The 20110-nt window shown below is 72.4% G+C and carries 15 protein-coding genes; 7 read left to right on the forward strand and 8 right to left on the reverse strand.

What is annotated here, in order from left to right; translation table 11 throughout:
- Positions 1–30: 30 nt before the first annotated feature.
- The 3 genes from Psi01_RS25655 (at position 31) to Psi01_RS25665 (ending at position 3620) form a co-directional block, all read left to right on the forward strand.
- Positions 31–1248 carry an MFS transporter gene (locus Psi01_RS25655; protein ID WP_204066664.1) on the forward strand — a complete coding sequence of 406 codons (1218 nt, stop codon included), beginning with the start codon at positions 31–33 and terminating at the stop codon, positions 1246–1248.
- A gap of 166 nt (positions 1249–1414) precedes the next feature.
- Positions 1415–2977, forward strand: coding sequence for an MFS transporter (locus Psi01_RS25660; protein ID WP_204066665.1), 1563 nt, complete (start codon positions 1415–1417; stop codon positions 2975–2977).
- Positions 2978–2984: 7 nt separating this feature from the next.
- Positions 2985–3620, forward strand: a complete 636-nt coding sequence (locus tag Psi01_RS25665) for a TetR/AcrR family transcriptional regulator (RefSeq protein WP_204066666.1) — start codon at positions 2985–2987, stop codon at positions 3618–3620.
- Between the two features lie 37 nt (positions 3621–3657).
- Here Psi01_RS25665 and Psi01_RS25670 read toward each other — a convergent pair whose 3' ends face one another.
- The 8 genes from Psi01_RS25670 to Psi01_RS25705 all read right to left on the reverse strand — a co-directional run bounded on the left by Psi01_RS25670 (position 3658) and on the right by Psi01_RS25705 (position 15860).
- Positions 3658–3891, reverse strand: a complete 234-nt coding sequence (locus Psi01_RS25670) for a DUF397 domain-containing protein (RefSeq protein ID WP_204066667.1) — start codon at positions 3889–3891, stop codon at positions 3658–3660.
- Between the two features lie 103 nt (positions 3892–3994).
- Complete coding sequence (locus Psi01_RS25675) at positions 3995–5779, reverse strand: NAD+ synthase (RefSeq protein ID WP_204066668.1); 1785 nt, start codon at positions 5777–5779, stop codon at positions 3995–3997.
- Between the two features lie 85 nt (positions 5780–5864).
- Positions 5865–7406, reverse strand: a complete 1542-nt coding sequence (locus tag Psi01_RS25680; RefSeq protein ID WP_204066669.1) for a glycoside hydrolase family 13 protein — start codon at positions 7404–7406, stop codon at positions 5865–5867.
- Positions 7407–7626: 220 nt separating this feature from the next.
- Positions 7627–8520: a PD40 domain-containing protein gene (locus tag Psi01_RS25685; protein WP_204066670.1), complete on the reverse strand. Its 894-nt coding sequence runs from the start codon at positions 8518–8520 to the stop codon at positions 7627–7629.
- A gap of 137 nt (positions 8521–8657) precedes the next feature.
- On the reverse strand, positions 8658–10931 hold the full coding sequence (locus Psi01_RS25690) for a sensor histidine kinase (protein WP_239128019.1): 2274 nt from the start codon (positions 10929–10931) through the stop codon (positions 8658–8660).
- A 3-nt stretch (positions 10932–10934) separates the two neighbouring features.
- Entirely contained in the window at positions 10935–12434 is a 1500-nt protein-coding gene (locus Psi01_RS44420) for a BTAD domain-containing putative transcriptional regulator (RefSeq protein WP_204066671.1), read from the reverse strand.
- Between the two features lie 136 nt (positions 12435–12570).
- A complete protein-coding gene (locus tag Psi01_RS25700; protein WP_204066672.1) occupies positions 12571–14571 on the reverse strand; it encodes a sensor histidine kinase in 2001 nt (666 codons plus the stop codon).
- Between the two features lie 68 nt (positions 14572–14639).
- Positions 14640–15860, reverse strand: a complete 1221-nt coding sequence (locus Psi01_RS25705; protein ID WP_204066673.1) for an MDR family MFS transporter — start codon at positions 15858–15860, stop codon at positions 14640–14642.
- Between the two features lie 93 nt (positions 15861–15953).
- On the opposite strand from Psi01_RS25705, the gene Psi01_RS25710 reads away from it, so the two are divergent.
- The 4 genes from Psi01_RS25710 to Psi01_RS25725 all read left to right on the forward strand — a co-directional run bounded on the left by Psi01_RS25710 (position 15954) and on the right by Psi01_RS25725 (position 19855).
- Positions 15954–17048, forward strand: coding sequence for an ArsR/SmtB family transcription factor (locus Psi01_RS25710; protein WP_239128020.1), 1095 nt, complete (start codon positions 15954–15956; stop codon positions 17046–17048).
- A 211-nt stretch (positions 17049–17259) separates the two neighbouring features.
- Positions 17260–18621: a gamma-glutamylpolyamine synthetase GlnA2 gene (gene glnA2 / locus Psi01_RS25715; protein ID WP_204066674.1), complete on the forward strand. Its 1362-nt coding sequence runs from the start codon at positions 17260–17262 to the stop codon at positions 18619–18621.
- A 70-nt stretch (positions 18622–18691) separates the two neighbouring features.
- A complete protein-coding gene (locus Psi01_RS25720) occupies positions 18692–19093 on the forward strand; it encodes an NUDIX hydrolase (protein WP_204066675.1) in 402 nt (133 codons plus the stop codon).
- 222 nt (positions 19094–19315) lie between these two features.
- The gene (locus Psi01_RS25725; protein ID WP_204066676.1) at positions 19316–19855 is read left to right on the forward strand and encodes a hypothetical protein; all 540 of its coding nucleotides are present in this window, start codon (positions 19316–19318) and stop codon (positions 19853–19855) included.
- Positions 19856–20110 lie beyond the last annotated feature (255 nt).

The following is a 20110-nucleotide window of genomic DNA, read 5'->3' on the forward strand; positions in this document are numbered from 1 at the left end:
CCACAATACGGGGGGAGGTAAGCAATAAAGATGGCTATCGAACCTTACCGTCGCCTGCTGGCCCTGCCGGGTGTCCGGACGCTGCTGATAGTGGGACTGGTCGCGCGGATCCCGTCCACCGCGATGGGCCTCACGCTGACGCTGCACGTCAACAAGAGTCTCGGCCTGGGCTGGTTCGAGGCGGGCGCGGTCGGCACCGCGACCACGGTGGGCATGGCCGTCGGCTCGCCGCTGGCCGGGAGGTTCGTCGACCGGTACGGCCTGCGGCCGGTGCTGGTGGTGACCGGCCTCGCGCAGCTCGTCTTCTGGGCCTCCGCCTGGGCGCTGCCGTACCCCGCGCTGCTCGTCGCCTCGGCGGTGGCGGGCCTGCTGGGCCTGCCGGTGTTCAGCGTGATCCGGCAGTGCCTGGCCGCCATGGTCCCGGTGGAGCAGCGCAGGACCGGCTTCTCCCTCGACTCGATGCTGGTCGAGCTGTCCTACATGGCCGGGCCCGCGTTGGCCACGGCCGGCACGGTGGCGCTCGGCAGCACGTGGACGATGTGCCTCGTCGCGACCGGCCTGGCCGGCTCCGCCGCGGTGCTGGTCCTGCTGAACCCGCCCACCCGTTCCGAGGAGGAGCGGAAGGAGGCGGTGGAGAAGGTCCCGCGGGGCGAGTGGCTGACCCCCGGTCTGGTCACCGTGCTCGGCACGGTCTCGGCGGCGACCTTCATCCTGACCGCCACCGAGCTCTCCCTGGTGGCGACGATGGACAGCGCCGGAGACACGGCCTGGATCGGCCTGGCGATCGGGGTGTGGTGCCTCTACTCGCTGGTCGGGGGTTTCGTGTACGGCGGGCTGCCGCGCGGGTTCTCCCCGCTGGTCCTGATCGGGGGCATGGGCCTGCTCACCATCCCGGTCGGGCTGATCGGTGGCGACTGGTGGTGGCTGGTCGTGGCCCTGATGCCGGCCGGGGTGCTGTGCGCCCCCGGGCTCTCCTCCACGGTGGAGGCGGTGAGCCGCTGGGTCCCCGCCGGGGCCAGGGGCGAGGCCATGGGCCTGCACGGCACGGCCCTGCTGGTCGGCGGCGGGATCGCGGCGCCGGTCGCCGGAGCGATCATCGACAACGCGGGGCCCGGCTGGGCGTTCGCCGCGGCGGGGCTGGTCGGCGTGGTGATGGTGCTGATCGCCCTGCCGTTCTGGCGCAAGGCCGACCAGCGGGGACAGGCCGGGCAGGAGGGCGTCGAGAGCCTCCAGGCCGCCTCCACCTGAGCCTCCCCGGCGGATCCGCCCCAGTGACCCGGAGTCGCCTCCCCGGTGCGGGGTAGGAGGGCGGGGGTGAACGGCACGTTAATACGAAACGAGCCCGTTGCGTATCGGAAGAGATAGCGATACGCTCGCGTTGCGAAACTTTGCCGTATCGAAAAACGGGGCTTTCATGGAACCGCAGCTCGGCCACCCACGCCGGTGGCAGATCCTGGGAGTGCTGGTCTTCAGCCTCCTGGTGGTCGTCCTCGACAACACCATCCTCAACGTCGCTCTGAAGACGATCGCCGATCCGCAGGACGGCCTGGGCGCCACCCAGAGTCAGCTCGAGTGGGCGATCAACTCCTACACGCTGGTCTTCGCCGGTTTGCTGTTCACCTTCGGAGTGATCGGCGACCGGACCGGCCGCAAGCGGATGCTGATGATCGGCATGGTCCTGTTCGGCCTGGCCTCGCTGGCCAGCGCCTACGCCCAGGATCCGACGCAGCTGATCGTCGCCCGGGCGTTCATGGGGATCGGCGGCGCCGCCATCATGCCGGCCACGCTGGCGATCATCTCCAACGTCTTCCCGCCGCAGGAGCGCGGCAAGGCGATCGGCATCTGGGCGGCCGGCGTGGGCCTGGCCGTGGCGATCGGCCCGATCACCGGCGGCCTGCTCCTGGAGCACTTCTGGTGGGGCTCGGTCTTCCTGGTCAACGTGCCGATCGTGCTGGTGAGCATGGTGCTCATCGGAGCGGTCGTCCCCGAGTCGCGCGACCCCAGGCCGTCCAAGCTCGACCCGGTCGGCGTGCTCCTGTCCATCGTGGGTCTCGTCGCCCTGACCTACGGCATCATCCGCGGCGGCGAACTGGCCACGGTCGCCAGCGCCGAGGTGATCCTCCCGACGGTCCTGGGCCTGGCGGTGCTGGGTGCCTTCGTCTGGTGGGAGCGCCGCATCGACCACCCGGCCTTCGACGTCACCTACTTCCGCGACGCCCGGTTCTCCACCGCGATCGGCATGATCGGCATCGTGTTCTTCGCGATGATGGGCGCGATGTTCTTCCTGGTCTTCTACCTGCAGATCGTCCGGGACTTCAGCCCGCTGCAGGCCGGGGCCCTGATGCTGCCCTTCGCGGCGGCCCAGCTCATCTTCGCCCCGCTCAGCCAGCAGATGGCCGGGCGCTTCGGCGGCAGGCTGACCGCCACCGTGAGCATGGTGATCGTGGCCGGCGCGCTGGCCTCCTACTCGCTGCTGAGCCCCGACACCCCGGTCGTGGTGATCGAGGTCATCTTCTTCATCCAGGGTGCGGCGATGGCCAACATCATGCCGCCCGCCACCACCGCGATCATGGAGTCGCTGCCCCGCGAGAAGGCCGGGGTCGGCTCGGCCATGAGCAACACCGTCCGCCAGGTGGCCGGCGCGCTCGGCGTGGCGCTGCTCGGCTCGGTGCTCTCGGCGGCCTACCGCGACGGGGTCTCCCCGGCGCTGGCCGGCCTGCCGGAGAACCTGCGGCACACGGCGGGCGAGTCCCTGCCCGCCACGATGGCCCTGGCCGAGGGCCTCGGCGAGCGCGGCGCCGCGCTGGTGACGCCCGCGGTGCGGGCCTTCATGGACGGCGTGCACATCACCGCCCTGGTCGCGGCCGGGATCGCCCTGCTCGGGGCCCTGATGGTGGCCCGGTGGCTGCCCGGCAAGGGCGCCCAGGCCCCCGCGGCGCCGGACCGGGATCAGGACAAGGAACCGGCGGTAGTGTAGGTCCGCTATGACGAGCACGGACGAGACGGCGAGCGTGGACGGGACCCGGGCGGCCCGCCCGGCGGGCCGTCCCCGCAGCGCCAAGGCGGAGAAGGCGATCATCGAGGCGACCCTCGACCTGATCGGTGAGAGCACCAGCCTCGCCGAGCTGTCGATCGAGGCCATCGCCGCCCGCGCGGGGGTGGGCAAGACCACGATCTACCGGCGCTGGTCCAGCAAGGAGGACCTGGTCGTCGACGCCCTCGCCGTGCTGAAGTCGCCCCTGCCCCCGCTGGAGGACGGGCCGTTCCGCGACCGGCTGGTCACCTACCTGGAGATCATGCGGCGGGAGGCGAGCGACGTGCGCAGCCGCTGCGTGATGAACATCGCGATGAGCGGCTACGACCGCGACCCCCACCTGGTCGAGCGCATCCGCGAGGTGACGATCAGGCCGCGCCAGGAGGCGCTGGCGGCCCTGCTGCGCCGCGGCGTCGAGACAGGCGAGCTGCGGGCCGACCTCGACCTGCCGGTCGCGATGGCGACGGTGGTCGGCACGGTGATGTGGTACGTCAAGTCGGCCGGCTTCGGCGAGGGCGGACAGCTGTCGGAGAACCTCGCCGAGCGCCTCGCCGACCACATCATGGCGGGTCTCCTTCCCCGCTGAGGTCTGCCCCGAGGTCTCTCCGGAAGCGCCCGCCGGGTCAGGCGTCGAACTCGCCGAGCTTGACGCCGCCGACGAAGGCGTCCCATTCGGACTGGGTGAAGAACAGCTTCGGGCCGTCGGGATCCTTGGAGCCGCGCAGCACGTGGAGCGTCCCCGCCCCCGCCTTGGGGCCGTCGGCGGGGGCCTCCACGACGGCCACCTCGACGCAGTCGCAGGGGGCCGCGCTCAGGGAGGATCTCCGCCAGCTCGCGCCGGGCGGATCCGCTGTCATCGATCGATCACCTTCATGAGGCCGGCCGACTCCGCCCCTCCACTATCCAGGCCCTCGCGGGGGCGCGCAACGGAGCCCCCCGCGACGGTGGCCGGACAGGTGGTCAGGACGGGTTCTCGCGCCACCGGTTGGTGATGGGCAGACGGCGGTCGCGGCCGAAGTTCTTGGGCGTGATCTTGGGGCCCGGGGGATACTGGCGGCGCTTGTACTCGGCCACGTCGACCAGGCGGATGACGCGGGCGACCAGCTCGGGGTCGTGGCCCGCGGCGACCAGCTCGGCCGAGCCCATGTCCTTCTCGACGTAGTCGTCCAGCAGGCGGTCCAGGATGTCGTACTCCGGCAGGGAGTCGGTGTCGCGCTGGTCCGGGCGCAGCTCGGCGCTGGGCTCCTTCTCGATGGAGTTCTCCGGGATCGGCGGCACCGGGAAGTCGTGCAGGAACGGGCTGGAGACGCCGACCTGCTCGTTTCGCCAGCGCGACAGCTTCCAGACCAGCGTCTTGGGGACGTCCTTGATCGGGGCGAAGCCGCCCGCGGAGTCGCCGTAGAGCGTCGAGTAGCCGGTGGCCAGCTCGCTCTTGTTGCCGGTGGTCAGGACGAGGTGGCCGTGCTGGTTGGACAGGCCCATCAGGATCGTGCCGCGCACCCGCGCCTGGAGGTTCTCCGCGGCCAGGCCGGTCAGCGCCAGCTCCTTGTCGAAGGCCGTCACGATGTCGCTGATCGGGACGATCCTGGCCTTGACCCCCTGCCGCTCGACCAGCTCGTTGGCGTCGCCCAGGGAGTGCTCGGAGGAGTACTGCGAGGGCATCAGCACCACGTGGACGCGGTCGGGGCCGATCGCGTCGGAGGCGATGGTGGCGGTCAGCGCCGAGTCGATGCCGCCGGACAGGCCCAGGATGACCGACTGGAAGCCGTTCTTGGCCACGTAGTCGCGCACCGACAGGACCAGGGCGGAGTAGACCTCGGCGGTGTCGTCGAGGTGCGCGGCGACGGCCGGGGGCTGCGGGTCGTACGGCTCCAGCGGGCTCGACGACAGCTCCACCCGCTCCACCGTGATGACGGTGCCGTCCCCGGCGTCCACCTCGGACGGGGCGGCGCCGTCGTGGCGGGCCTCGGGCAGCTCCAGATCCGCCACCAGCAGCTCCTCGGCGAACTGCGCGGCCCGCGCGATCAGCTCGCCCGAGGCGGAGACGATGATCGAGTCGCCGTCGAAGACCAGCTCGTCCTGGCCGCCGACCTGGTTGGCGTAGGCGAGGACGCAGCCCGCCTCCCGGGCCCGCCGGGAGACCAGCTCCAGGCGCGCGTCGTCCTTGCCCCGCTCGTACGGCGAGGCGTTCGGCACCACCAGCAGCCCGGCCCCGGCCTCGGCCGCCACCGCGACCGGCCCGCCGTCCTGCCACAGGTCCTCGCAGACCGCGATGGCCACGTCCACCCCGTGCAGCCGGAAGACCGGCATCCGGTCGCCGCGCACGAAGTAGCGGTACTCGTCGAAGACGCCGTAGTTCGGCAGGTGGTGCTTGGCGGTCTTGACGACCACCCGCCCCCGGTGCAGCAGCGCCGCCGCGTCGAGCGGGGCGCCCTTGGGCTGTCCGACCCGCGGGGCCAGCCGGGCGCGGTCGACGTATCCGACGACCACCGGGATCTCGCCGAGACCCTCCTCGGCCAGGCGCCGGGCCGCGGTCTCGACCGCCGCGACAGAGGCCTCCACGAACGAGGAACGCAGTACCAGGTCCTCCACCGGGTAGCCGGTGAGGAACATCTCGGTGAAGACCGCCAGGTGCGCGCCGCGGTCGGCGGCGTGCCGGGTCCACTCGACGAGCTTGGCGGTGTTGGCCGCCAGGTCGCCGACCGCGGGATTGGTCTGTGCAAGGGCGATTCGCAGTTGAGCCACGTTCTCACCTTAGTTCTCGCGCCTCGGACGGACGGGGCCGGGGTGATCCCCGGGAAAGGCGCCCTTTACCCGTGGAGGCGGGCCGTCACTCGTGGAACCAGGCCGTGCTGCCGCCGGCCACCGTCCCGGGCGGCGCGTCCTCGGAAGCGAGCACCGGCACGCCCCGGCCGGCCCGGTACGGCTCGTCGCCGAAGACGGTCACGCACACCATGCTGCCGCGCCGGAAGGCCAGGACGTCCTCGCGGCCGGTGGGCAGCCACTCCAGCGGGCCCTGGAAGCCCGGGCGCGCCAGCAGGGCGTCGCGGTGCAGGCGCCAGGTCGAGCCGTCCTGCTCGATCTGATCCTCGATGGCGAACTCGCCGAACCAGGAGGGCTGGGGCAGCCAGGTCTCCTCCGCGGAGGAGAAGCCGAACGAGGGCCCCTCCGCGGTCCAGGGCAGCGGGACCCGGCAGCCGTCGCGGCCGTGCTCGGTGCCTCCGGAGCGGAACCAGGTGGGATCCTGCCGGGCCTCGTCGGGCAGGTCGAGCACCTCGGGGAGACCGATCTCCTCGCCCTGGTACAGGTAGACCGAGCCGGGCAGCGCCAGCACCAGCATCGCCGCGGCGCGGGCCCGCCGTACGCCCAGCTCCACGTCCACGACGCCGCGCGGGCGGGTGTCCGGGCCGCCGGTACGGGTCACCAGGCCGAAGCGGCTCACCGTCCGGTGGACGTCGTGGTTGGCCAGCGTCCAGGTGATCACGGCACCGGTGGAGACGATCTCCTCCAGCCCCCGGTCGATGGAGGCGCGGAAGCGGGCGGCGTCCCACGGGCAGACGAGCAGGTCGAAGTAGAAAGCCTGCTGGAGCTCGTCGGGCCGCAGGTAGAGCGCCAGGTCGCCGACCGTCGGCACCCAGATCTCGCCGACGAGCGTGCGGCCGTGGGCGTCGGCGAGCTTGCGCCAGCGGCGCAGCACCTCGTGCACCTCGGGCTGGTTCTGGGCGAGGATGTTGTACTCGGGGTGGTGCGGCCAGTCGGGCAGGTCGGGGTGCTTGAACAGCATGTGGACCACGTCGATGCGGAAGCCGTCCACGCCCCGGTCGAACCAGAAGCGCAGCACGTCCTCGAAGTAGTCGCCCACCTCGGGGTTGCGCCAGTTGAAGTCGGGCTGACCGGGGTCGAAGCTGTGCAGGTACCACTGGTCGTCCACCCGGGTCCAGGCCGGGCCGCCGAAGACCGACTGCCAGTTGTTGGGCGGCTCGTCTCCGCGGCCGGGCCGGAAGACGAACCGCTCCCGGGCGGCCGGGTCGCCGGCCAGGGCCTGCCGGAACCAGGGGTGCTCGACCGAGCAGTGGTTGGGCACCAGGTCCATGAACACCTTCAGCCCGTGGTCGTGGGCGTCGGCCAGCAGCCGGTCGAAGGCCGGCAGGCCGCCGTATCGGGCGTCGATGTCGGTGTAGTCGGCCACGTCGTAGCCGTGGTCGGCGCCGGGGGAGGGATAGCACGGGTTGAGCCAGATCCCGTCGACGCCCAGCGAGGTCAGGTGGTCCAGCCGGGCCCGCAGCCCGTCTAGGTCGCCGACGCCGTCGCCGTCGGCGTCGTTGAACGAGCGCAGGTACACCTGGTAGATGACGGCGTCACGCCACCACATGGGTTCCCCCTTCAGAGCCCCGGACGGTATCCGCAGGGGTTCCTCCCCTTCCGCGCGGATCATATCCACGGTGCTCCGTTCCAGGTGGGATGCCCCGTTCTGAGGGGGAGGCGTACGGCGCCTCCGGCCGACAGGCGGCCGCACGCCCGGCCGGGGAGATCACCGCCCGGCCGGGGGACGTCGCACGCCCGGCCGGGATCGGCCGAGGAGCGGCCGGGAGTCAGCCGAGGATCCGCAGCAGCCCGTGCCCGCGGTCGGCGGCCTTCTCGCTCACGCTCTGCAGCCGCTTGCCCGAGGGGCTGAGCACCACCAGCGTGTTGGCGGGGGAGCCCGCGACCCGGACCACCAGGCGGCCGTCCTCAAGGTAGTGGGCGCCGATCAGCCTGCCCCCGACGGGGATGGAGATCTTCTTGCCGGTCTTCGTGTCGTAGATCGACGGGGTGAAGGACAGCGGCCAGGAACCGTCCCCGGCGTCCGCGTTCGCGCCGATCGCGTTCACCACGACGCGGCGGCCGTCGGGGGACAGGCTCTCCACGTGGTTGGCGAGCTTGACGCCGGGGACCTTCCTGGAGACGCGCGAGCCGGTGTCCAGCAGGTGGACGCCCGCGGTGTCGCCGGCGTATCCGGCCAGGGTGCGGCCGTCGGCCGACCAGGTCAGGTGGCAGGGGCCCGGCGTCGTGCCGAGCCTGCCCAGACCCCTGCCCCCGGCGCCGACCACGGCGACGGTCGTGCGCTCGGCCGAGCCGGCCAGCGGGAAGGCGATCCGCCTGGAGTCGGCCGACCAGGCGGGGGTCATGCACGGGCCCCCGGCGGCCGCGCCCTTGGCGATGATCTTGTCGGTGGCCTTGCCGCCGTCGAGGCCGGAGACGTGCAGCCGGCCCTTGCCGTCGATCCAGGCGACCTTCCTGCCGTCGGGGGAGGCGGAGAACTGCCCGGTGAACGAGGCGCCGCGCGCCGTCCACAGCGTGCGGCCGCCGGAGAGCACCCGGATGTCGTTCCCATAGCTGAGGTAGACGCCCTTGCCGGTCAGCGGCGCCGGTGCGGCGGCCTGTGCCGGAACGGCGGCGGTGGTCACGGCGAGTGCGGCGCCGGCGGCCAGAGCCCAGTACTTCACGGACGATCTCCTCATCAGCGGTAGATATCGGTGGTTAGAACCCTGGAGAGGAGAAAAGGTTCACCGGCCGTCCGGGAATTGTCCCAACCGAAACCTGGGACGGCGGAGCGCCGCCGGACCCGGGGTCGGGGCCGGGGTCAGCGGGTGATCGGCAGGACGGCCTCCACGGCCGTGCCGCCGCCGGGAGCCGGCCCGATCACGCAGGTCCCGCCCAGCTCGGTGGCGCGTTCGCGCATCGAGATCAGGCCGATGCCGGACCGGGCCTCCTCGGGCAGCCCCCGCCCGTCGTCGGTGATCCGGACCGAGAGCAGGCGGTCCTCGCGCCGCAGCGAGACCGTCGCCGAGCCGGCCCGCGCGTGCTTGCGGACGTTGGTGAGCGCCTCCTGCGCGATCCGGTAGGCGGCCACCTCGGCGGCCGCGGGCAGGTCGGAGAGGTCCCCCTCGGCCTCCACCGTGACCGGGAGGCCGCCCTCGGCCGCCAGGCTCCGTACGGCTCCCGCCAGGCCGAGCTCGTCCAGCGTGGGCGGGCGCAGGCCGTACACCAGCTCCCTGATCTCCTGGCCCACCGCGTCCATCCCGCCGCGCAGGTCGAGCAGGAGCCGGTCGGCCGAGGCGGGCGCGGTGCGCAGGCTGATCCGGGCCATGTTGATCGCCATGGCCATGTCGGCCAGCGCGTGGCCCAGGCCGTCGTGCAGGTCCCGGCGCAGGCGGCGGCGCTCCTCCTCGCGGGCGGTCAGGATGCGCTCGCGCGAGCGCTGCAGGTCGGCGGTCATCCGTACGGCGTGCACCACGTCGGCGACGTACGGCGTGACCACGGCGATCAGCCGGTCGTTGTGGGCGGCGGCGAACCTGCGCGGTCCCGGCGGGCCGAGCAGCAGCCGGCCGACCGGCTCGCCGTGCCAGACCAGCCGGACCACCCGGGGCGCCGGCCCCAGCGTGCCGATCTCCACCCGCCGGCTCGCCAGGTCGCGCACCTCGACCGCGACCCCGGTGACGCCGAGCCCGTCGCGGATCACCGCGGCGACGGCGCCCAGCGCACCCGCGGGCTCGGCCTCGCCGACCTGCCGGGCCAGCCGGGCGGCCAGGACGGCGGGGTCGCCGTGCGTGCCGTACATGAGCCGGTCGACCAGGTGCCGCAGCCGGTTGCGCAGCGGGTGGAAGAACACCCCGGCGACCAGCGCGGCGGCCAGGCCGCCGATCCGGTCGTAGCCGGACAGGAACACCCCGGCCACGGCGCCCGCGCCGAAGTAGACCAGGCTGACCGCGGCGACCAGCCCGGCGGCCACGAAGGCCCGGCTGACCACGGTGTCGATGCCGTACAGCCGGTAGCGCAGCGCGGAGAAGGCGATCGCGACGGCGGCGAGGACGGTCCACAGCGTGGACATCAGCCACCAGTCCGCCCCGCCCATCAGGAAGAGGGCGTAGACGGCGAAGGCGGACATCGGCCAGGCGATCTGGCGCCGCCCGGCCGGGTCGGCCCGGCGGAAGCGCAGCACCAGCGAGACCACGGCCACCACGACGAGCCCCACGAGGATCGCCTGTATGACCGCCTGCACGGTGCCGGCGTGGGGGGCGAGCGCCTCGACGCCGATCGGGTTGGGGATCGGCTCGGGCCAGCGCGACTGCTCCCGGGACGGCGAGGGGAGAAGGAGCTGGTAGCAGGTCTGGAAGACGATCATGAAGATCGACAGCGCCAGCACCGGCCGCCAGCGTCGCGACGGCAGGCGGCCGTCGGGGGAGAACAGCGGCATGATGACGCCCAGCAGCATGCCGCCGATCCCCCAGCCCACGCTCGTCAGCAGGCGGAAGTGCCCCGAGGCGGCCATGTCGCCCGCGGCCCCGGCCGCCAGCGTCGCCGACGTCGCGAAGGTGTTGACCGCGCAGCCCAGCCCGCCGGCGCACATCAGCCAGCCGGTGATCCGGGGCGCGCCGTGCGCCAGCAGGAAGACCCCGATCACGGGGAAGACCAGGCCCGCCGCGGTGTCGGGAGTGGCCGGGATGCCGGTGTTCCACGCGGGCGGCAGGCCGAGGCCGACGACGAACCCCCATACGGTGAGTACGGCGGAGGCCAGGGCCATCACGACGGCGAGGACTCCCCTGGGGGAGGAGACGAACGCGGCCATCGCACTCGGTCGCGGTCCGTCGAAGTCGACGGTCCCGGCGGATCCGTCCGCCGTGACCGCTTCGCGCCCGGGGACCTCCGGAATCCGCACGACCGGCCCGTACCCGCCTGCCGCCTCCGGCTCATGTGCAGGGTTCACCGCGAGCAGCGCGTCCGGCTCGCGCCCCGGGTTCTCCTGGAGTCGCGCGTCCGGCCCCGGTCCGCCCGCCGCGTCCTGCGCGCCCGAGCCGTGCTTCGCGGCCTGCCCGCCGGGAGTGGCGCGCCGGTCTCCCCCCGCCTGCACGAACATCGGTTACCTGCCCACGTCACCGGGGTTGACCAGGCCGGACTCGTAGGCCGTGACGACGAGCTGGGCGCGGTCGAAGAGGCCGAGGTGGTCCAGGAGCCTGTTCACGGACTGGGCCACCGACTGCTCGGGGACCGCCAGGGTGGCCGCGATCTGCCGGTTGGTGAGCCCGCGGGCGACCAGCTTGAGCAGGTCGAGCTCGGCGTCGCCGAGACCGGCCAGGGCGGGTGGGGCCGAGGGGTCGGTGCGCCCGGCGAAGGCCGAGATGAGGCGGGTGGTGACGGCCGGGTCGATCAGCGCGTCACCGGCCTGCGCGGCGCGCATGGCGGTGATGAGCTGCTCGGGCGCGGAGGTCTTGAGCACGAAGCCGCTCACCCCCGCCCGCAGCGCCGAGTAGAGGTTGTCGTCGGTGCCGAACGTGGTCATCATGATCACCTTCGGCGAGTCCTCGTCGGCGAGGATCCGCCGCGCGGCGGTCAGGCCGTCCAGGCGCGGCATCTGGATGTCCATGAGCACCACGTCGGGACGGGTCTCGCGGACCACCGCGATCGCCTGCTCTCCGTCGCCCGCCTCGCCGGCGAGCTCGAAGCCCGGCTCGCTGTCCAGCACCACCCGCAGGCCGGTGCGCACCAGCGCCTGGTCGTCGACCACGACGACGCGCAGCGGCGGCGGTCCGGCCGCCGGAGGGGGCGCGGAGGGCGCCGCAGGCACGGCGGGCGTCTCGGCCGGGAGTGCGGTGACCGGATGTCCCGCGGGCAGGTCCAGATGGGAGGCCTGGGCCAGGATGTCGGACTCCAGACGCTGGAGCGTGGCGCCGAGGTCGAGGCCCAGCTCCTCGCGGACCACCGCCCTGGCGCGTCGGAGCGCTCCCAGCGCGTCGCCCTGCCGGCCCCCGCGGTACAGGGTCAGGGCCAGCAGCCGCCAGCCCTCCTCCCTGAGCGGGTGGGCCGACACGTGCGCCTCCAGGTCCGCGACCAGGGCCGCCGAGTGGCCCAGCGCCAGCCCCGCGTCGGCGCGCCGCTCGACCGCGGCCAGCCGGAGCTCCTCCAGCCGCCCGGCCTCGGTCACCGCCCACGACAGGTCGGAGAACTCGGCCAGCGCGGGTCCCCGCCACAGGGAGAGCGCCTCCTCCATGCGCTCCCACACGGCGGCCGGGGGGCCCTCCATCTTGACCGCGTTCTCGAACCGCCAGGCGTCCACCTGACCGGTCTCGGTGCGCAGCGCGTAACCGGGCGGGGCCGAGACCAGAACCTCGGCCTCCTCGCGGGGCGCGCGGCCCGGCTCCAGCGCGCGGCGCAGCCGCGACACGTAACCCTGGATGGTGGACAGCGCCTGGGCCGGGGGCTCACCCGGCCAGAGCTCGTCGATGAGCACGCTCACAGGGACGGCGCGGCCCTTGGCTACGAGAAGCCGGGCGAGCACCGCCATCTGGCGTTGACCGCCCAGATCGAGCACCACGTCACCATGGCGCGCCTGGAACGGTCCTAGGGCACGGAATGTCAGCATCGCAGCAGTAAGGGTACGGCTACCTGGACTAACGTCATACGGCAACATTCACCATCGTTCGCTCGCTGTGACATCTCCCTGTGAGATCCCATTGTGAGATCCGCTGTGAGAGCTGTGGGTTCTGTGAGACATCGGCTCAGTGGCAGGGCTCCGCGTCGAGGGTCAGGGGCAGCACCGCCTCGACCACCGTGCCGCCCCCGGGCGGCGATGTGATCATGCAGGTGCCGCCGAGCTCGGCGGCGCGCTCGCGCATCGAGGCCAGCCCCACGCCGGAGCGCCGGTCGGGCGGCACGCCCGTCCCGTCGTCGCTCACCCGGACGCCCAGCTGCCCGTCGCGCTCCAGCGAGACGCGCACGACGGAGGCCCCCGCGTGCTTGCGGACGTTGGTCAGCGCCTCCTGGACGATCCGGTAGGCGGCCACCTCGGTGGCGGCCGGCAGCCCGGTCAGGTCGCCGCTCACCTCGACCTGCACGCCCGGCCCGGCCATCTCCCTGATCGCCCCGGCCAGGCCGAGGTCGTCCAGGGCCGGGGGGCGCAGGCCGTACACCAGGTGCCTGATGTCGCTGGTGACGCTGTCCATGCCGGAGCGCAGCCCGTCGAGCAGCCGTTCGGCGTTCTCGGGGGATTCGTGCAGATAGCCGCGGGCCGCGTTGATGGACATGGCCATGCCGCTGAGCGACTGCCCGAGGCCGTCGTGCAGGTCGCGGCGGAGGCGGCGGCGCTCCTCCTCGCGGGCGGCGATGATCCGCTCGCGGGAGCGGCTCAGCGCGCCGACCAGCCGGACCGCGTGGGCGGCGTCGGCCACGTACGGCGTGAGCGCGGCGATGACGCGTTCGTTGTGCGCGGCGGGCAGCCGCCGGGCCCCCGGCGGGCCTATGAGCAGCCGGCCCACCGGCTCGCCGTGCCAGACCAGCTCGACCTCGCGGGCCACCTCGCCGAGCTCGCCCGAGGTCGTCCGCGCGGGCCACTCGCCGGCCCGCCCGCCGGCGGGGGACTCCTCGGCGAAGCGCACGGCCACCCCGGTGACGGACAGTCCCTCCCGCAGCACCTCCAGCGCCGCGGGCAGGCCTTCGGCGGGGTCGATCCGCTGCAGCCGCCGCCGCAGCTCCCCGGCCAGTGCCACCGGGTCGCCCTTGCTGCCGTAGAGCAGCCGGTCGACGCCGCGCTGCAGCAGCGTGCGCAGCGGATGGAAGAAGGCGCCGGCGCACAGGGCGGCGAGCAGCCCGCCGATCTCGTACACGTCCGACAGGAGCACGCTGGAGGCCGCCACCGCCGCGACGTAGACGCCGCCGACGACACCGACGAGGCCCGCGCCGACCAGGGCGCGGCTGAGGAGGGTGTCGATGCCGTAGAGCCCGTGCCGCAGGATCACGAACGCGATCGCGGCCGGGATGAGCGGGACGGTGAACGAGGCCAGCCACCAGACCGAGCCTCCCATCGCCCACGGGACGATCAGGCCCGCGAACGCGAACAGGGGCCAGATGATCTGACGCCGCTCGACCGGTCCCGCGCGCCGCAGGCGGATCGCCAGCGAGGCGAACGCCAGGCCCATCACTGCGGAGGTCAGCCCGTGCAGGAGCTCCGTGAGAGCCGGCATGGGCGGGACCGTCTCCAGCAGGACGAGCGCCGATCGCAGGGCGTCGGCACCCAGGACCAGCACGGCCGCGGCGATCAGATACCGCCAGCGGGGCGAGGGCAGGCGGCCGGTCGGATACAGCAGCGGCAGCAGCACGCCCAGCAGGAAGGTCGCCAGGGCCCAGCTCTGGCCGACGATCACCCACAGCGGCTTGGGCGCGCCGAAGGCGTAGGGGGTGGGCGCATGAAGCAGGGCGGTGTTGGCCGCCAGGATGTTGACCGCGCAGGCCAGGCCGCCCAGCGCCAGCAGCCAGCCGATGAGCAGCCGGGGCCGCCGGAGGATCAGCAGCGCACCGAAGATCGGGAAGGCCGTGCCCGCCATGTCCTCAGGAGCGAAGGGCAGGGGGGTGTAGTCGGGCTGCGGCAGCTCGGCGGTCACCACGATGTTGGTGCACTCGAGGGCCACGGACAGGACGGCGATCAGTACCCCGCCCAGGCGCATGCGGCCGTTCGCCCCGGCGAAGAAGCCCGCCGGGGCCGATCCGCCCAGCTCGCGCGTCATATGACCCCTTTATGTACTGACTTAGAGGGACATTAGCCGCAGCGAGCAAATGTTCAATCAAAATGCGTTCAACGCGATGTTGATCCGGTACGGCGGCGCAGCGCCGGGCCGATCGCGAGCAGGCCGGCGGCGGCCACCAGCTCGATCGCGCCGATGGTCAGCCAGAGGGCGGTGGGACCGACGTCGAGCAGCCGGGTGCCGACCAGCGGAGCCAGCATGGTCCCGGCCGACCAGGAGAAGCCGTACATGCCCGAGTAGCGCCCGCGCAGGTGCGCCGGGGCGAGCGAGGCCACGATGGCGCCGGGGATGCCCGCGGTGACGATCTCGCCCAGCGTCCAGACGACCACGGTGAGCACGTACCCGGCGACGCTGGAGACCAGGGCGGTCAGCGCGAAGCCGCCGCCGATCACCGCGAACCCGGTCGCGAGCATGGTGCTGTGGTCCCGCCGGCCGAACCAGTCGGCCGTCAGCGGCTGGATCAGCACGATCAGGATGCCGTTGACGGCCATGACCAGGCCGTAGTCGACCTCGCGGAACCCCGCGCCGGTCATGGCCAGCGGCAGGGTCGTGAACGCCTGGACGTAGACCAGGTTGGAGAGCACGCAGATCACGAGGTAGGCGACCATCAGCCGGTCCTTGAGCACCGTGCCGAACCCGCCGCCCGCGGCGCCCTTCCGCCGGTCCGGCTCCGGCCGGGTCTCCGGCACCGCCCGCCACACCAGCAGACCGAAGATCATCGCGGTGGTGGCGTTGAACCAGAACATCCAGGCGTGATCCGCCTCGGCCAGCCAGCCGCCGGCGACCATCGCCACCGCGAAGCCCAGGTTCAGCGCCCAGAACAGCAGGCCGTAGGCGCGCGGCCGGTCCTCGGGGGAGACCAGGTCGGCCACCAGCGCGTTGGAGGCGGGCCGGTAGGCGTCGATCGTCAGGCCGAGCACGAACATCGAGGCCACGATCGCGGGCAGCGAGGTGCTGGCCCCCAGCGCGACCATGGTCACGGCGGTCGCGACCATGCCCCCGGTCAGCGTGATCCGCCGCCCCAGCCGGTCGGCCAGCCAGCCCGCCAGGATCTGCGAGATCAGCGAGCCCGCCCCGAAGACCGCCATCACCACGCCCGCGGCCGCCAGGGACATGCCGCGCGCCTGGGTCAGGTAGACGCCGATGAACGGCTCGACCATCATGCCCACCCGGTTGACCAGCGTCCCCGCCCACAACGCCCAGAAGGCCCGGGGCAGGCCGCCGATCTTGGATTGCAGGAAGGTGGGCTTGGAGAGGGTCGTGCTCGTCATGGGACCAGCGTTGGACAGGTGCTCCCGGAGGTGCCAATCTTTTAGCGGTGCCTAAAAGGGTGCGCGGGGACCCGGGGCGGGGGAGGCGGCGAGGTGGGCGGATTCGGCGGCCTGGACGGATCGCCGGGCTCGGGTGGATCGCGGAGTGCGGCGGGAGCGCGGGGACCGGGTGCGCCGCCGGATCGGGCGGCGGGCCGGCAGGAGGGCGGGTTCCGGAAGAACTCCTGCCACGTCGAGTGGATCTTCGCCCCTCACGACGTGGCCCGCATCCGCTTCGCCTTCTCGCCGATCTGGGAGCTGGTGGCCAGCCTGCGCACGCTCCGCGACCCGGCCAGGCGCTCCCTGCACCTGCCCTGGGTGCGCGCCGTACGGCCCCGCCTGGCCGGGCTGGACCTGTCCGAGCTGTTCGCGCTGGTCCCCAAGAACGGCTATCTGGTCGACTTCATGACCCCCACCCCCGAGACCCCGGTGCCCGACTTCGCCGCCGAACTGGAGCGGGTACGGCGCACGCCGCCCGACCGGGCCGCCGCGGAGGCCGGCTGGGTCTCCGGAACCGACCCGCGGATCATCGAACGGTTCGTCGCCGACCCCGCGGCCGGGGTGGCGCGGGTCGCCGACACCCTCCAGCGCTACTGGGAGGTGGCCTTCGCCGAGTTCTGGCCCCGCGTGCACGGCCTGCTGGACGGCGAGGTGACGCGCCGCTCCCGGCAGCTGGCCGTGGGCGGCGCCCAGGAGCTCTTCGCCGACCTGCACCCGAACGTCGCCTGGCGCGGCGACCGGCTCGCCGTCGCGCGCCGGTGGGAGTACTCCGCCCCGCTGGGCGGCGACGGCCTGGTGCTCGTGCCGACCGCCTTCTGGTGGCCGGACACCGCCGTGATGGTCGAGCCGTACCAGCCGATGCTCATCTACCCCGCCACCGGTGTCGGCACCCTGTGGACCACCGGCCCGCCGCCCGCGCCCGGCGCCCTGGCCGCGCTGATCGGCCGCACCCGCGCGCAGATCCTCACCGCCCTCGCCGACCCGGCCACCACCTCGTCCCTGGCCAGGCGGATGGACCTCACCCCCGGAGCGGTCAGCCAGCACCTGACCGTCCTGACCGACGGCGGGCTGGCGGCCCGCCGCAGGCTCGGCCGCGAGGTCGTCTACAGCCGCACCCCGGTCGGCGACTCCCTGGTCTGCTCCTCCTGACCCTTTGGTCAGGACCCTTGGTCCGGACCCCTGATCCCGGCGGCCCGGCACGATTCCGCGCGGGCGCGGCGGGAAGGACACTGGGATCGGGGCCGTGACGAGGCCGATGCGGCATCGCGGCGCCGTTCCTCGTAACGTGTGCGAAACACGCAGCGGGCAGACTGATAGACGACCAGGCGTGTCGCACCGCGCCGTCAGTGGAGGAGAGGCCTTGGACCGCCAGCAGGAGTTCGTTCTCCGGACGCTCGAGGAGCGCGACATCCGGTTCATCCGGCTCTGGTTCACCGACGTTCTCGGGTTCCTCAAGTCCGTCGCCGTGGCCCCGGCCGAGCTCGAGGGAGCCTTCGCCGAGGGCATCGGCTTCGACGGCTCGGCCATCGAGGGCTTCGCCCGCGTCTACGAGTCGGACATGCTGGCCAAGCCCGACCCGGCGACCTTCCAGATCCTGCCCTGGCGCAGCGAGAACCCGGGCGCGGCCCGGATGTTCTGCGACATCCTCATGCCGGACGGCTCGCCCTCGCACGCCGACCCGCGCTGGGTGCTCAAGAAGACCCTGGCCAAGGCCTCCGACATGGGCTTCAGCTTCTACACCCACCCCGAGGTCGAGTTCTTCCTGCTGAAGCACCGGCCCGAGCGCGGCACCCGGCCCGAGCCCATCGACGAGGGCGGCTACTTCGACCACACCCCGCACAGCTCCGGCCACGACTTCCGGCGCCAGGCGATCATGATGCTGGAGTCGATGGGCATCTCGGTCGAGTACAGCCACCACGAAGGCGGCCCCGGCCAGCAGGAGATCGACCTGCGCTACGCCGACGCGCTCACCACCGCCGACAACATCATGACCTTCCGCCTGGTCATGAAGGAGGTCGCGCTGGAGCAGGGCATCTGGGCGAGCTTCATGCCCAAGCCCTTCACCGAGTACCCCGGCTCCGGCATGCACACCCACATGTCGCTGTTCGAGGGCGACCGCAACGCCTTCCACGAGCCCGGCGCCGAGTACCAGCTGTCCAAGACCGGCCGCGCCTTCATCGGCGGCCTGCTGGCCCACGCCGCCGAGATCACCGCCGTCTGCAACCAGTGGGTCAACTCCTACAAGCGCCTGTGGGGCGGCGCCGAGGCGATCGCCGGTCAGGGCGGCGAGGCCCCGAGCTACATCTCCTGGGGCCACAACAACCGCTCGGCCCTGGTCCGCGTGCCGATGTACAAGCCGCACAAGAGCGGCTCCACCCGCATCGAGTTCCGCTCGCTCGACTCCGCCTGCAACCCCTACCTCGCCTTCGCGGTGATCCTCGCCGCCGGTCTGAAGGGCATCGAGGAGGGCTACGAGATGCCCCCCGGCGCCGAGGACGACGTCTGGGCCCTGACCAGCGCCGAACGCCGCGCCCTGGGCATCGCCCCGCTCCCGCAGTCCCTGGACGAGGCCATCGCCACCATGGAGCGCAGCGAACTGGTCGCCGAGACCCTCGGCGAGCACGTCTTCGACTACTTCCTGCGCAACAAGCGCGCCGAGTGGAGCGAGTACCGCCGCCAGGTCACCGAATACGAGCTCGGCCGCTATCTCCCGGTCCTGTGACCTGTTCAACCAAGCTGCCGACGAGCGTTCCCGCGTGAGCAGGGAAGCTCGTCGGCAGGAGGAGCACGCGGTGAACCGCATCATCGACAAGATCGCATGGATCCACCTGGACGACGGCAAGATCCTCAGCACCCGCTCACGGGGCAAGGACGCCTACTACCTCCCCGGCGGCAAACGCGAACCCGGCGAAACCGATCTCGACACCCTCATCCGCGAGATCGACGAGGAACTCTCCATCACCGTCATCCCCGCCACCGCCACCCACGTGGGCACCTACCGGGCCCAGGCGCACGGCCACGCCGAGGGCGTCACCGTGCAGATGACCTGCTACACCGCCGACCATCACGGAGTGCCGACGCCCAGTGGCGAGATCGAGGAAATCACCTGGCTGGGCTACGCCTACCGCGACCGCGTATCCCCGGTCGACCAGATCATCTTTGACGAGCTGCACCGGACCGGACGACTTCACTGACCCGGCGACACCCGAACCGATCCACAGGCGCCGGCTGTTGCTCCATCCGACGCGGTTGACCAGGTGAGGAGCGCGGAGGCCCTCTGTTTCCTCGGGGATCCTCCGCGTCCTCGTACGGAAGGATTCCGAAGGCCGTACGATCGCTTCCCCGGAGAGGTCCGCCGGCGGACCCGGCCCGCTCCGGTGAACTCATCCAGGCCGTTCAGAGGGGCTGATCAGCCGGTGCTCGACGAAGTCATCGCCCGCTACGCCGACATGCTGAGTGATCTCGACACCTTCGCATACACGGTGACGATCCCCGACTCCGGCGTCCTCACGGCCGAAGAGGCCGCGCGACGCTTCGGAGCCGATCCCGCCGCGCTGCAGGCCCCCGGGCAACCGCAGAGTCCCGGCGGTATCTCCCTCCACCGGGTCGGCACCGGTGTCGTCACTCTGGACTGGGTCAACCCGGGTGACGGCCGCCAGGAGGCGACCGAGCGGCTCGCCGGCGACGGGTTCCGGCACTGGTATCTGTCGTTCGACATCGAGGGCAACACCGTCATGTACGTCCGCTACGGAGACGCCGAGGGGTTCCTCGAACACCCGGAGCCGGGCGGGATTCCCTTCACCGACTGGACGGATCACCTCGGTCCTCTGAGCGCGTACACCGAACTCCTCCGGACGGGTTACGACAGCGAGGAGGCGGAGGCGGAGGTGGACATCACGGCGGCGTGCCTGGCCGTGATCGAGCTGGAAAGCGGCGTCGCCTGGACTATGAGCTGATGGAACGGCGCCCTCACCTGGTGCTGCCGGCCCCGGCATTCTGACGCGAGGGCTCATCTCCACCGATCGCCGTGATCTGCCGCCGTGTTCGCCCGATCTTCATGATTCGACGCGGTGTTCGCCCGACCGTCGTGATCCGTCGCCGTGTCCGCCATGGTGTGACAGGCGGGTCCGTCCGGGGACGGCGGCCAGGTTCACCTGCCGCCGGGCGCAGCCTGGGGTGGGCAACACGTGGCCCACCGGGGAGGTGCCCCA

Source organism: Paraplanobispora siamensis, from assembly GCF_016863175.1.
Classification (GTDB): Bacteria; Actinomycetota; Actinomycetes; order Streptosporangiales; family Streptosporangiaceae; genus Planobispora; species Planobispora siamensis.

Bases quoted from the DNA above. Each gene is read 5' to 3' on its own strand.
- Psi01_RS25655 (WP_204066664.1), top strand. From the start codon at position 31: ATGGCTATCGAACCTTACCGTCGCCTGCTGGCCCTGCCGGGTGTCCGG.
- Psi01_RS25660 (WP_204066665.1), top strand. From the start codon at position 1,415: ATGGAACCGCAGCTCGGCCACCCACGCCGGTGGCAGATCCTGGGAGTG.
- Psi01_RS25665 (WP_204066666.1), top strand. From the start codon at position 2,985: ATGACGAGCACGGACGAGACGGCGAGCGTGGACGGGACCCGGGCGGCC.
- Psi01_RS25670 (WP_204066667.1), bottom strand. From the start codon at position 3,891: ATGACAGCGGATCCGCCCGGCGCGAGCTGGCGGAGATCCTCCCTGAGC.
- Psi01_RS25680 (WP_204066669.1), bottom strand. From the start codon at position 7,406: ATGTGGTGGCGTGACGCCGTCATCTACCAGGTGTACCTGCGCTCGTTC.
- Psi01_RS25690 (WP_239128019.1), bottom strand. From the start codon at position 10,931: ATGTTCGTGCAGGCGGGGGGAGACCGGCGCGCCACTCCCGGCGGGCAG.
- Psi01_RS44420 (WP_204066671.1), bottom strand. From the start codon at position 12,434: ATGCTGACATTCCGTGCCCTAGGACCGTTCCAGGCGCGCCATGGTGAC.
- Psi01_RS25700 (WP_204066672.1), bottom strand. From the start codon at position 14,571: ATGACGCGCGAGCTGGGCGGATCGGCCCCGGCGGGCTTCTTCGCCGGG.
- Psi01_RS25705 (WP_204066673.1), bottom strand. From the start codon at position 15,860: ATGACGAGCACGACCCTCTCCAAGCCCACCTTCCTGCAATCCAAGATC.